Genomic DNA, 13150 nt, shown 5'->3' with positions numbered 1-13150 from the left:
TCAGGTGAATCGGCTGAATGCCCGTATTCTTGGGCCTATTTGCGCATCTGCCAATGCGTAGGTTCCATAGCCAGCCTCAGGTATTTCCTGATGCTTACGTGCTAGCATCGGTTCATGCGTTTCGACCTGACCGACCTGCGCCTGTTCCTGCACATCCATGAAGCAGGCACCATCACAGTAGGCGCGCAGCGTGCACACATGACGCTGGCCTCGGCCAGCGAGCGCGTGCGCGGCATGGAAGACGCCCTGGGCGTGCCCTTGCTGGTACGCGAACGCCACGGCGTGCATGTGACGGCGGCGGGCCGCACTCTGCTGCATCATGCCCGCACGGTGCTCAAGCAGGTCGAGCGCATGCGCGGCGAGCTGGACCAGTACGGCCACGGCATCCGGGGCCATGTCAGGCTGCTGTGCAATACGGCGGCGCTGAGCGAATACCTGCCCGATCTGCTGGGTGGTTTCCTGGGGCAGTATCCGCGCATCTCGGTCGATGTCCAAGAGCGGCTGAGCGCCGATATCGCCGACGCCATGCGGGCCGGCACCGCCGACATCGGCATCCTGGCCGATTCGGCCGACCTGCAAGGCCTGCAGACCCATCAGTTCCGATACGACCCGCTGGTGCTGGTAGTGGCCCGTGACCACCCGCTGGCGCAATCGGCCTGCGTGGGCCTGGCCGACATCGCTGCCCAGGATTTCATCGGCCTGGCCGAAGGCAGCGCCCTGCAAGACCATGTCGCCCAGCATGCGCGGCGCGCCGGCGCGCCCTTGAACTACCGCGTGCGGCTGCGCAGCTTCGATGCCATCTGCCGGCTGGTGGGCCAGGGAATCGGCATAGGCATCGTGCCGCGCGCTGCCGCGCGGCGCTGTGCGCGGGCAACCGGCATCAAGGCCGTGGCGCTCGATGCCGCCTGGGCCCGCCGCAACCTGCTGCTGTGCGTGCGACAGGCCGAAGACCTGCCCGCCTATGCCGGGCAGATGCTGCACTATCTGCTGGATGCCGCCCAGCCGGCTCCCGTGCGCGCTACTTGAGCGGCACGCCGTCGCGCGAGATATCCATGATCATGCGCGCGGCCAGGTACAGGCGCGGCACGATGGTTTCGATCTGCACATATTCGGCGTCGTTGGAATGCGCGCCGAAACCGCTCAGGCCCATGCCTTCGATCACCGCGCCGCGCGCCTTCACACCGGCGAACGCGGCGTCGGTGCCGCCCCCTGTGGCCACATCCAGCACTTTCATGGGCAAGCCCAGTTCCTTATAAATGGCGACACCGTGGCCGGCCACGCGGCGCGACGCCTCGGTGGCCTCCAGCGGTGGCCGGCGCACTTCGAAACGCAAGTCGACTTTCGCGTCAGGCAGCAATTTCTGCTGGATGCGTTGGCGCATGGTGGCCTCGAGCGCGTCGAAATCGGCGACTTTCAGCGACCGCGCATCGGCCTGCGCGGTGGCTTGCCCGGGAATCACGTTGCGCACTGTACCCGCCTGGGCCAGCGTCCAGTTCAATTTCAGGCCCTGCTCGGGCTGCGACAGGTCTTTCATCTGCAGCACCTGATGCGCCAGTTCATACAAGGCGTTCACCCCGCCCTCGGGCCGCGCGCCGGCATGCGAGGTCTTGCCCGTGACGGCCAGGTAGGCTGCGCCGATGCCGCTGGTGGCCAGCCGCAGGTTGCCCTGCTTGCCGCCCCCTTCGAACGAGAATACGGCGTCCTGGTCGGCAGCAAGGCGCGTGATGGTATTGCGCGAGCCTGGCGAGCTGATTTCTTCATCGCCGTTGATCAGCACGGTCAGCGTGCCGTAGTCTTTGAAGCCCAGTTCGCGCAGCAGGGCCACGGTGTGGATGATGGCGGCCACGCCTTGCTTGTCGTCGGCGATGCCCAGGCCGTAGGCGCGTTCGCCGTCGATGCGAAACGGCTGGTCTTTCAACATGCCTTTCTGATAGACCGTATCCATGTGGGCGATCAGCATGATCTTCTTGCTGCCGGTGCCCTGGAATTCGGCGTGCACCATCGAGCCGACTTGTTCGGGCGTATCGGACAGCCGCGTGATGTCGGTCGGCGCAATGGTCTCTACCTGGCCGCCGAGGGTCTTCAGGCGCTCGGCCACCAGCGCGGCCAGCTGCTGCAGCCCTTGCAGGTCTTTGCTGCCCGACTCGATGCCGACCAGGTCGCGCATGGTGTCGAGCATGGGCTGGCGTTGCGCCTGGGCGGCGTCATGCACCGTGGCCACCGGGGCCGCCTGCGCCAGGCCGGCACAGGCGCAACACAGCAGCGCCAGGGCGCGTGAGCGGGCAGAACGAGACAGGAAACAGGACATCGCGTGGGCTCCTTTGAGTCGCCGTAGAAGACAGGGGCGGTACGGCGCCGCCTTAAGCGGCTGCGCGCCCGGCCTCAGTCGGGCCATGGCGGCTGGGCGAAATGCCCGCTCAGGAAGTCGACCAGCGCGCGCACGCGCGGCGGCACGTGCCGCCGGGTGGGATAGATCGCGTAGATGCCCAGTTCGACGCAGCGGTATTGCGGCATGAGTTCTACCAGGGTGCCGGCGCGCAGGGCGTCGCCGACCAGGAAGGTGGGCTGCAGGATGACGCCCAGGCCTGCCAGGGCGGCTTCCATGCAGGTATCGCCGTTGTTGGCGCGCATGATGGGCTGGATGCGGACGCTGACCTCGCCCTCCGGGCCATGGAAACGCCATTCGTCGCGACCCGTCCAGTAGGTGTAGGCAATGGTGGGGTGCATGGTCAGTTCCCTGGGGTGTTCGGGATGGCCGCGCATCTGGATGTACTGCGGCGTGGCGCACAGCACCATGCGCGTGCAAGCCAGGCGGCGGCTGACCAGCGTGGAATCGGCCAGTTGCGAGATGCGCACCGCGACGTCATAGCCTTCCTCGACCAGGTCGACCACGCGATCGGCCAAGGTGATGTCCAGTATCAGTTGGGGATGCTGTGCCTTGAAAGCGGCCCACAGCGCGGCCAGGTGCCGCACGCCGAAGGTCAGCGGCGCGTTGATGCGCAGCAGCCCTCCCACTTCGCCGCTGCGGCTGGTGACCTCGGTTTCGGCGTCCTCGACCTCGGCCAGCAGCGCCTTGCAGCGTTCGTAGAACAACTGCCCTTCTTCGGTCAGGGATTGCCGGCGCGTGGTCCGCTGCAACAGGCGCACGCCCAGGCGGCTTTCCAGTTCAGTGACATGGCGCGAGACACCTGCTTTCGACATGCGCAGGGTTTCGGTGGCCTTGACGAAGCTGCCTGCCTCGACCACGGTGGTGAACACCCGCATTTCTTCGAATCGGTCCATATTAACCACCATCCTGGAACAATATATCCACAAATGGCCTATTTATCTCGGTCCGATAGGCAATTAAAGTTTATTCAACGACCGCCCTTTATCCGGTCGGCTTGATCGGAGATTTCTTGCCATGCAGACCCAGCCTACTCTTTTCGTGTCCCACGGCGCACCCACTTTCGCGCTGGAACCCGGCCGCGCAGGGCCGCTGCTGGCCGCCCTGGGCCAGCGCCTGCCCGCGCCGCAGGCGGTGCTGATCGTATCGCCGCACTGGACGACCCGCAGCCTGGCCGTGACGGCCGCCGCGCGGCCGCAGACGATTCATGATTTCGGTGGTTTTCCGGCGCCGCTCTATGCCTTGCAATACCCCGCGCCTGGCGATCCCTCCCTGGCGGCGCGCGTGGCGGCGCTGCTGAATCAGGCCGGCCATCAGGCAAGCCTGGATCCGGAACGCGGCCTGGATCATGGCGCCTGGGTGCCCATGCTGCACATGTTTCCCGCCCACGATGTTCCGGTCGTGCAGTTGTCGCTGCCTGCCACGCTGGACCCGGCGCAGGCCTGGAAACTGGGGCGCGCGCTGGCCCCGCTGTCGGCCGAAGGCGTGCTGATCGTGGGATCGGGCAGCCTGACCCACAATCTTTATGAATTCCGCCAGCGCGACGGCGCCGACGAACCGTATGTGCAGGCGTTTGCCGACTGGGCGCGCGCGGCAGTGCGCACGCACGACCGCGAGGCCCTGGTCAATTACCTGGACACCGCGCCGCAGGCGCGCCGCGCCCACCCCACGGCAGAGCACTATCTGCCGCTGTTGATCGCCGCCGGCGCGGCCGCCCCCGATGCCGATGTGGAAGTGCTGGATGGGGGCATTGCTCATGGCGTGTTGTCGATGGATGCCTACGTGTTCAATTCGCCCGCGGTGAATTGAGCGCGGCGGGTGGGTCGGCGGCATTCTGCCGCAGCCATTGCAGCGATTTCTGCCCCGCCCGGCCGTCGGCCGGCAAGCCGGCCTGGCCTTGCACGGTTTGCAGTGCCTGGCGGGTACGCGCGCCGATCAGGCCGTCGGGCTCGCCGATGTCGAACCCGCGCGCGATCAGCAGCGACTGCAGTTCGCGCCGCTGGGCGCGCGACAACCCGGGGTCATCGGTGGGCCAGGCATGCGCGAACGGGCCGGCGCCGCGCAGGCGATCGGACAGGTGCGCAATGGCCAGGGCGTAGCTTTCCGCCGCGTTATAGGAATACACGGCATCGAAATTACGCGTCACCAGGAATGCCGGCCCCTGCGGGCCGGCCGGCAGCAAGAGGGCCACCTGGGTGTCGCCGGCCGGCAGCGGCTGGCCGTTGACGCGCTTGATGCCTTGCGCGGCCCAGGCCGACAAGGGGCGCTTGTTGCGGCGGCCCGCCCCACTGGTGTCCAGCCCCGCCGGCAAGGCCACTTCAAAGCCCCAGCCCAGGTCCGGCTTCCAGCCGGCGCGCTTCAGGAAGTTGGCGGTGGACCCCAGGGCATCGGGCACGCTGTCGACCAGGTCGCGGCGCCCGTCGCCGTCGAAATCGACCGCCAGGCGCAGATAGGTTGACGGCATGAACTGCGTCTGGCCGAATGCGCCGGCCCACGATCCGTTCAGGCGCTCGGGCCGTACATGTTCTTGCTGGATGATCTTCAACGTGGCGAAGAATTCGCCGCGGAAATAGCTTTGCCGGCGCCCGAAGCACGACAGGGTCGACAGCGAAGTCAGCAGCGGGCGACCGCCCAGTTTCTTGCCGAAATTGCTTTCCACGCCCCATACCGCCACCACCGTGGCCGGATCGACGCCGAATTGCGATTGCGCACGGGCCAGTTCGGGCTGCCACTGCTGCAGGGCCTGCCGGCCATCGGCGATGCGCTCATCGTCGACCAGCGCGGCCAGGTAGTCCCAGATGGGGGTCTTGAATTCGGGTTGCGCGTCCAGCGAAGCGATGACGCTCATGTCGGGCGCCAGGCCCTGGGTATAGGTGTCGAACGTGCCGGCGGACACGCCTTGCTTGACCGCCTGTCCGCGCAACTGCGCCAGGCAGCTGGCGAAGGCCGCCGTGTCGGCGGGCGCGATGACATCGGCAGCCGCGGCGGCGCGCACGGCGCCTGTCAGCGCTATTAGGCAAAGCAGGGAAAGAGAATGTCGAGAGCTCATGGCGTCGATTCTATAGGCAGGCGCGGGCTGGCGTCGCACGGCCGCGCCCCGCCGTGGTATCGCGCTGTAACCGCCCGCCGCCTAGGGTTGCTGCAAGGCCTGCAGCTCGGCCTCGTCAAAGCCGGCCTGGCGCCGGGCATCCAGGTTGAACGGCCCCCGCAGCTTCGGCGCGCCGTAGCGCCGCGCCAGGTCGGCATAGCATGCCAGCGGATCCAGGCCGCGCTGCGCGCACAGGTGGCGGTACCAGTGATTGCCGACGGCCACATGGCCGATCTCGTCGCGCAGGATGATGTCCAGGATGGCCGCGCCGGCGGCATCGCCCGCGCCGGCCAGCTTGGCGCGGATCAGCGGTGAAGCATCCAGGCCGCGCGCTTCCAGCGTGCGTGGCACCAGGGCCAGGCGGGCCAGCAGATCGTCGCGGGTTTTCTCGGCCATTTCCCACAATCCGTTGTGGGCCGGGAAATCGCCGTAGGCATGGCCCAGGCTGGCCAGGTGTTGGTTCAACAGCTCGAAGTGGTAGGCCTCTTCGCGCGCCACGCGCAGCCAGTCGCGGTAATAGTCGGCCGGCATCGCGTCATAGCGCCATACGGCATCCAGGGCCAGGTTGATGGCGTTGAATTCGATGTGCGCCAAGGCGTGCAGCAACGCGGCCCGGCCTTCGGGCGATTGCACCGAACGCTGCCTGACCTGGCCGGGCGCCACCAGCACCGGGGCATCGGGCCGCCCGGGCAGGCTGGCGGGCCCGGCCAGCAGGGCCTCGGCGTCGATGGGCGCGCCGTCGTCGATGGCGCGCACGGCCGCCAGCTTGTCGGGCCAGGCACGCGCGGCCAGCGCGGCCAGGGCTTGCCGGCGCAGGCTGGCCGGGGTGGGATCAGGAAAAGCAGCAGCAGTCATGCACAAGGGGCGGATCGCCAGCGGCGCGGAAACAGTCTTAGACTTTATCATTGCGCCATGAGCCCCCCTGCCCGTCTCGGTATCGAAACTTCGTTGTCCCGCGTGGACGCACGCCAATGGAATGCGCTGGCGGGTACGCAGCCTTTCGTGCGCCACGAGTTCCTGGCCGCCTTGCACGACACCGGCTGCGCGGTACCGGACACCGGCTGGGCCCCGTATTACCTGGTGCTGCGGCGCGATGGAAAGTTGGCCGGCGCCGTGCCGCTGTACCTGAAAGCGCATTCGCGCGGCGAGTATGTGTTCGACTATGCCTGGGCCGACGCCTTCGAGCGCCACGGCCTGCGCTACTACCCCAAGCTGCTGGCCGCCGTGCCCTTCACCCCCGTGGGCGGGCCGCGCTTGCTGGCCGCCCACCCCGATGACCGCCTGGAACTGGCGCGCGGCCTGATCGAGCTGGCACAGCGGCTGAAAGTGTCATCGCTGCATATCCTGTTTCCCGACGAACAGGACCTGGCGGCGTTGCGCCAGGCCGGCTACCTGGTGCGCGAGGGCGTGCAATTCCACTGGTGCAATGCGGGCTATGCCAACCTGGATGCCTTCCTGGCGGCGATGAATCACGACAAGCGCAAGAAGATCCGCCAGGACCGCAAGAAAGTGCAAGCCGCCGGCATCGAATACCGCTGGTTGCGCGGGGCACAGATCGATGCCGACGCGCTGGCGTTCTTCTACCGCTGCTACCGGCATACGTATTTTTCGCATGGCAACCCGCCTTATCTCAGCGGCGAATTCTTCCAGCGCCTGCATCGCGACCTGCCGGATGCGCTGGTGCTGATCCTGGCGCTGCGCGACGGCCAACCGATGGCGGCGGCGCTGAATATGCTGGGCGGCGACACCTTGTACGGCCGCTACTGGGGCGCGCTGGATTTCGTGCCGGGCCTGCATTTCGAGACCTGCTATCTGCAATCGATCGACTACTGCATCCAGCACGGCCTGGCCAGCTTCGAGGGCGGCGCCCAGGGCGAGCACAAGATGGCGCGCGGCCTCTTGCCCACGCCGACCTGGTCGGCACACTGGATAGCCGACACGCGCTTTGCCGAGGCCATTGAAGACTTCCTGGAACGCGAAACGCAAGCCGTGGACGGCTACCTGGGCGAACTCGAGACCCATACGCCGTTCAGGCGCGGCTAGGGCCTGCTCGCCACCTACAGGAAGTGATCGAGCAGGCGGCGGCTGTGCCTGTCCAGCGCAGCCGCATCGCGCAGCAGGTAATGGATGCCGTGGCTGTCGGAGACCAGCAGCGTCTGGCCGGCCAACCGGCGGATATCTTCTTCGCCCTTCAAGGTGAACTCGGTGGGCCCGCGGTCGGTAAGCACCTGCCAGACCGACGGCGTGGCAAATGCCGACACGGCCTCGATGCGCTGGATTTCCGGCATGAACTCACGGCTGGCCAGCGCCTCTGCAACTTGCTGGCGCATTTGCGGCGGCAGCGTATCCATCGAATCGAGCCAGACCAGTTCATGGCCTTCGGCACTGACGATAGACACGCCCTGCGAGGGATCGCTGATCGGGAATGCCCGCACCGCCTGCACGCCTTCGTGCAGCAGGCCGTCGGGCGACACGTACACCAGCCGGCCATGGGCATTGCGATACAGGCTGAAGGCGGGAAATGTCATGGCGGGTTCGCGTGAAGGTTCAGTCACGGGGCGCATCGTTGTGGTCATGGTCATCATCGTCGCCATCGTCGCGCAGGTCGGCCTCGCCGGTGCGCGCCTGCGCCTGGTACAGGCGATAGTAGGCGCCCTGGCGCGCCATCAGCGCCTCGTGGCGGCCCTGCTCGACCACGCGGCCGCGGTCCAGCACGACCAGCCGGTCGGCGCGCCGCAGGGTGCTCAGGCGGTGTGCGATGGCAATGGTGGTGCGCCCGCGCACCAGGTTGTCCAGCGCCTTCTGGATTTCTTTTTCGGTCGTGGTGTCCACCGATGAAGTGGCCTCGTCCAGGATCAGGATGCGCGGATCGATCAACAGCGCGCGTGCAATCGAGATGCGCTGGCGCTCGCCGCCCGACAGGGCCTGGCCGCGTTCCCCCACCAGCGAATCGTAGCCATGCGCCAGGCGCAATATGAATTCATGGGCATGGGCCGCACGCGCCGCGGCCACGATCTCGGCACGCGTGGCCTGCGGCTTGCCATAGGCAATGTTCTCGGCGATGGTGCCAAAGAACAGGAACGGTTCTTGCAGCACCAGGCCGATGTTGCGGCGATAGTCGGCGATGCGCAGCGCGCGGATATCGACGCCGTCGACCAGGATGGCGCCTTCGGACACGTCGTAGAACCGGCAGATCAAGTTGATCAGCGTGCTCTTGCCCGAGCCGCTGTGGCCCACCAGCCCGATCATTTCGCCGGGCGCGATGGCCAGGTCCAGCCCGCTCATGACCGAACGGTTGCCATAACGAAAGCCCACGTTGCGCAGCTCGATGCCGCCGGCCACGCGATCCAGCCGCGTCGGCGCCTGGGGCTCGGGCACGCTGGAGACGTGATCGAGAATATCGAAAATGCGCTTGGCGCCGGCGGCCGCTTTCTGCGTTACCGACACGATGCGGCTCATGGAATCCAGCCGCGTGTAGAACCGGCCGATGTAGGCCAGGAAGGCCGCCAGCACGCCTACCGTGATCTGCTTGTTGGCCACTTGCCAGATGCCGAACACCCATACCACCAGCAAGCCTATTTCGGTCAACAGGGTCACCGTGGGCGAAAACAGCGACCACAGGCTGTTGACGCGGTCGTTCACTTCCAGGTTGCGGTTGTTGGCGGCCCGGAATCGCTGCACCTCGCGCTTTTCCTGCGCGAAGGCCTTCACCACGCGTATACCGGGTATCGTGTCGGCCAGCACGTTGGTGATCTCGGCCCAGATGCGATCGACTTTTTCGAAACCATGGCGCAGGCGATCGCGCACTGCGTGGATCATCCATACGATGAACGGCAGCGGCGCCAGCGTTACCAGCGCCAGCCACGGGTTGATGGACACCAGGATAGCCGCCGTCATGGCGATCATCAGCACATCGGTGGCGAAGTCGAGCAAGTGCAGCGACAGGAAGATGCAGATGCGGTCGGTTTCGCTGCCGATGCGCGACATCAGGTCGCCGGTGCGCTTGCCGCCGAAGTATTGCAGCGATAGCTGCTGCAGGTGCTCATATGTCGAGGTGCGCAGGTCTGCGCCGATGCGCTCGCTGACCCGGGCCAGGATATACGTGCGCGCCCAGCCCAGCCCCCAGGCCACCGCCGCCGAGGCCAGCAGGCCGCCCAGATACAGGCGCACCAGCTTGTAATCGATGGGTGTGCCGTTCTGGAACGGGATCAGCACGTTGTCCATCAGCGGCATGGTCAGGTACGGCGGCACCAGCGTGGCCGCGGTGGCCAGCAGGGTCAGCACGAATCCGACCAGCAGCGTGGCGCGGTACGGCCGGGCGAAACGCCACAAGCGCAGCAGCGCCCAGGTCGAAGAGGGCCCCGCCTGCATCCGGGTGCAGGCGGGACATTGCGCCTGCCCTGCCGGCAGCGGCAAATGGCAGGCGAGGCAAGCCGGCGCGTCGGCCTGCAGGCCGGCCTGCAGGGCGTCGAACCTGGCCAGCAGGCGCAGCGCGGCCGGGTTGCGGGCCAGGGTATAGCGCCAGGCGGCCAGGCGAACCGGCCCATCGTGCAATTCCAGGGTAGCGGCGCCCGCATGGTCGTGCTGGCCCAGGCGCAGCCCGGGCGCGCAGGCCCAGTCATGCCATAGTCCGTCGTCGGGCGAGCGCGCCAGCAGGCGTCGGTCGGTCAGGGCCACCAGCCCGGGCCGGAAGGCCAGGTGCGCGTCCAGGTCGGTCTCGAGCCAGGCCAGCACGGCTTCGCCCGGCGCAAGGCGGGATTGCATCGCGTCGTGCAGGGCGGACGGCGCCTGCCCGGAACTGCCGGAAAGAAGCTGCTTCTTGTTCATGGATGGCGATCCGCCATGGCCGCGTTGTCGGCCTGGCCGAACGTGTCCCCTCCTTACAACAGCGCGAGTTTATCGGCGCGTAAAGGCGGCGTATAGTAGCAGCCGGTTACGCCATTTTCCATCTAGGAACCCACCCCGCCCCACGCATCGGCTTCGCTTCCTGCCCGACATCCCCGTCCACTCATCCGGGGCCCCCTGTCTGCCGACGCGCCTACTCCAACTAAAACATGAAAGACAAAGACATTGAATTTCTCGATGTCGTGGCTTTGCGCGGCCCGAACATTTGGACTTACCGCCCGGTACTTGAAGCCTGGGTCGATATCGGCGCCCTGGAAGACTGCCCGTCGAACACCATTCCGGGGTTCTACGAGCGGCTTTCCACCTGGCTGCCCGGCCTGATCGAGCACCGCTGCAGCCCCGGCGTGCGCGGCGGATTCCTGCAGCGCCTGCGCGAAGGCACCTGGCCCGGCCATATCCTGGAACACGTGACGCTGGAATTGCAGACCCTGGCCGGCCTGCCCGGCGGTTTCGGCAAGGCGCGCGAAACCTCGACACGCGGCGTCTACAAAGTGGTGGTGCGCGCCTGGCAGGAGCAAGTGACCCGCGCCGCGCTGGAGGAAGCGCGCGACCTGGTCATGGCGGCCATCGAAGACCGGCCGTTCGATGTGACGCAGGCCGTCGGCCGGTTGCGCGACCTGGCCGATGCCCACTGCCTGGGGCCCAGCACGGCGTGCATCGTCGATGCCGCCGACGACCGCGATATTCCATGCATCCGGCTGTTCGAAGGCAATTTGGTGCAGTTCGGGTACGGCGCGCGGCAGCGGCGCATCTGGACGGCCGAGACCGACCGCACCAGCGCCATCGCCGAAGGCATCTCGCGCGACAAAGACCTGACCAAGATGCTGCTGTCGGACTGTGGCGTGCCGGTGCCCGAGGGGCGCCGGGTCGACAGCCCCGAAGACGCCTGGAAAGCCGCGCAAGACATCGGCTTGCCCGTGGTGGTCAAGCCCTGCGACGGCAATCACGGGCGCGGCGTGTTCACCAACCTGGCCAGCCGGGCCGATGTGCTGTCGGCTTATGCCGTAGCGGTGGACGAAGGCAGCGGCGTGCTGGTGGAACGCTTCGTGCCCGGCAACGAACACCGCCTGCTGGTGGTGGGAGATCGCCTGGTTGCCGCGGCCGCCGGCGAGCCGGCCTGGATCACCGGCGACGGCCAGGGCACCGTATCCGCCCTGATCGACCTGCAGATCAACAGCGACCCGCGCCGCGGCCGTACCGAGAACCATCCCCTGAACACTGTGCGCCTGGATTCGGCGGCACGCCTGGAACTGGCGCGCCAGTCGCTGTCGGCCGACAGCGTGCCCGCGGCCGGACGGCGCGTGCTGATCCAGCGCAGCGGCAATGTGGCCTTCGACGTCACCGACCGGGTGCATCCCGGAACGGCCGCCACGGTGGTGCTGGCGGCGCAGGTCGTGGGCCTGGACGTGGCGGGCGTGGACCTGGTGGCTGAAGATATCTCGCGGCCCCTGGATACGCAGCGCGGCGCCATCGTGGAAGTAAATGCCGGCCCTGGCCTGTTGATGCACCTGAAACCGGCCAACGGCCCGCCGCGGCCGGTGGGCCGCGCGATTGTCGACCATCTGTTTCCCGCTGGCGACGATGGCCGCATCCCGGTGGTGGGCATCACCGGTACCAACGGCAAGACCGTGGTGGCACGCCTGGTGGCGCGCCTGCTGGCGCTGTCCGGCCGCCATGCGGGCCTGGCATGCAGCGAAGGCCTGTACCTGGGCTCGCGGCAGGTGCAGGCGGGCGACTGCGCCGATTGGGCCGGCGGCCGGCGGCTGCTGATGAACCGCAGCGTCGACGCGGCTGTCATCGAGAACGACAGCGCGGTGATCCTGGGCCAGGGCCTGCCGTACGACCGCTGCCAGGTGGGCGTGGTCACCAACATCGACCAGGGCGACCACCTGGGCGACTTCGACATCCAGGACACCGACCGCCTGGTCGACATATTGCGCACCCAGGTAGATGTCGTGCTGCCTGGCGGCGTGGCGGTGCTGAACGCGCGCGATCCGCGCGTGGCCGGCATGGCATCGCTGTGCGACGGCGACGTGCTGTACTTCGGCACCGATTCGTCCCTGCCCGCCATCGTCGAGCAGCTTGCCCAGGGCAAGCGGGCAGTCTTCCTGCGCGGCGGCTCGATCGTGCTGGCCGAAGGCGGCAACGAGATCGCGCTGGCCGACATTGCCGCCATACCGCTCACGCACGGCGGGCGGGTCGGGTTCCAGGTCGAGAACGTGCTGGCGGCCGTGGGCACCGCCTGGGCATTGGGCATCGCGGATGCCATCATCCGTGCCGGCATCGAGGCCTTCGATATCGACCAGGCCGACGCGCCGTGGCAATTCACACTGTTCGAGCGTGCCGGCGCCACGGTCGTGGTCGATGACGTGCACAACGCCTCGGCATTGCAGGCGCTGCTGGATGCCGCGTCGCGCTTTCCGGCCGCCCGCCGCTGCGCCGTGTACGCAGCCGGGGCCGACCGCCGCGACGCCGACCTGATCGACCAGGGCCGCCTGCTGGCCAGCGCCTTCGATCGGGTCGTGCTGTACGACGATTCCACCGTCACCAGCAAGCGCCCGGCCGGGCAGGCCCGCGCGCTGCTGCGCCAGGGCCTGGAACAAGGTGCGCGGCCGGTTGCCGTGCACGACGAGCCCGATCACGCCCAGGCCATCGACATGGTGCTCGACCACATCGGGGCGGGCGATTTCGTGCTGCTGCAATCGGACGAAGCCTATTCCGGCCCCACCATCGATCGTGTACGCCGCTGGATCCAACAATAAAACCAGGCC

The 13150-nt window shown here is 67.4% G+C and carries 10 protein-coding genes; 4 read left to right on the top strand and 6 right to left on the bottom strand.

Annotation, left to right across the window (positions count from 1 at the left end; all coding sequences use genetic code 11):
* Positions 1-114 precede the first annotated feature (114 nt).
* Entirely contained in the window at positions 115-1026 is a 912-nt protein-coding gene (locus KW845_RS03980) for a LysR substrate-binding domain-containing protein (RefSeq protein ID WP_218367860.1), read from the top strand.
* Here KW845_RS03980 and KW845_RS03975 read toward each other — a convergent pair.
* Both KW845_RS03975 and KW845_RS03970 read right to left on the bottom strand, forming a co-directional pair.
* Positions 1019-2308 carry a M20/M25/M40 family metallo-hydrolase gene (locus KW845_RS03975; protein ID WP_218367859.1) on the bottom strand — a complete coding sequence of 430 codons (1290 nt, stop codon included), beginning with the start codon at positions 2306-2308 and terminating at the stop codon, positions 1019-1021. The genes KW845_RS03980 and KW845_RS03975 overlap by 8 nt on opposite strands.
* Positions 2309-2382: 74 nt before the next feature.
* Positions 2383-3282 (bottom strand): LysR family transcriptional regulator, encoded by a 900-nt coding sequence (locus tag KW845_RS03970; protein WP_218367858.1) that lies wholly within the window; start codon positions 3280-3282, stop codon positions 2383-2385.
* 121 nt (positions 3283-3403) lie between these two features.
* Between KW845_RS03970 and KW845_RS03965 the strand changes: the two genes are divergently transcribed.
* Positions 3404-4195: a dioxygenase gene (locus tag KW845_RS03965; RefSeq protein ID WP_218367857.1), complete on the top strand. Its 792-nt coding sequence runs from the start codon at positions 3404-3406 to the stop codon at positions 4193-4195.
* Here KW845_RS03965 and KW845_RS03960 read toward each other — a convergent pair.
* On the bottom strand, positions 4173-5435 hold the full coding sequence (locus tag KW845_RS03960) for a lytic murein transglycosylase (protein ID WP_218367856.1): 1263 nt from the start codon (positions 5433-5435) through the stop codon (positions 4173-4175). The two genes, KW845_RS03965 and KW845_RS03960, sit on opposite strands and share 23 nt — an antisense overlap.
* Before the next feature lie 81 nt (positions 5436-5516).
* The gene (locus KW845_RS03955; protein WP_218367855.1) at positions 5517-6329 is read right to left on the bottom strand and encodes a ferritin-like domain-containing protein; all 813 of its coding nucleotides are present in this window, start codon (positions 6327-6329) and stop codon (positions 5517-5519) included.
* A 57-nt stretch (positions 6330-6386) separates the two neighbouring features.
* Between KW845_RS03955 and KW845_RS03950 the strand changes: the two genes are divergently transcribed.
* Positions 6387-7517: a GNAT family N-acetyltransferase gene (locus KW845_RS03950; RefSeq protein WP_218367854.1), complete on the top strand. Its 1131-nt coding sequence runs from the start codon at positions 6387-6389 to the stop codon at positions 7515-7517.
* Positions 7518-7531: 14 nt separating this feature from the next.
* Here KW845_RS03950 and KW845_RS03945 read toward each other — a convergent pair whose 3' ends face one another.
* Together KW845_RS03945 and KW845_RS03940 are read right to left on the bottom strand one after the other, a co-directional pair.
* Positions 7532-8002 (bottom strand): DUF1854 domain-containing protein, encoded by a 471-nt coding sequence (locus KW845_RS03945; protein WP_218368615.1) that lies wholly within the window; start codon positions 8000-8002, stop codon positions 7532-7534.
* 19 nt (positions 8003-8021) lie between these two features.
* Positions 8022-10301 (bottom strand): ABC transporter ATP-binding protein, encoded by a 2280-nt coding sequence (locus KW845_RS03940; protein WP_218367853.1) that lies wholly within the window; start codon positions 10299-10301, stop codon positions 8022-8024.
* 227 nt (positions 10302-10528) lie between these two features.
* On the opposite strand from KW845_RS03940, the gene cphA reads away from it, so the two are divergent.
* The gene (gene cphA, locus KW845_RS03935) at positions 10529-13141 is read left to right on the top strand and encodes a cyanophycin synthetase (protein ID WP_218367852.1); all 2613 of its coding nucleotides are present in this window, start codon (positions 10529-10531) and stop codon (positions 13139-13141) included.
* Positions 13142-13150: the final 9 nt, after the last annotated feature.

This window comes from Bordetella sp. BOR01 (assembly GCF_019218885.1).
Classification (GTDB): Bacteria; Pseudomonadota; Gammaproteobacteria; order Burkholderiales; family Burkholderiaceae_B; genus Bordetella_A.
The sequence above is the reverse complement of the archived record's forward strand: the minus strand, read 5'-3'. Positions and strand labels throughout refer to the sequence as shown.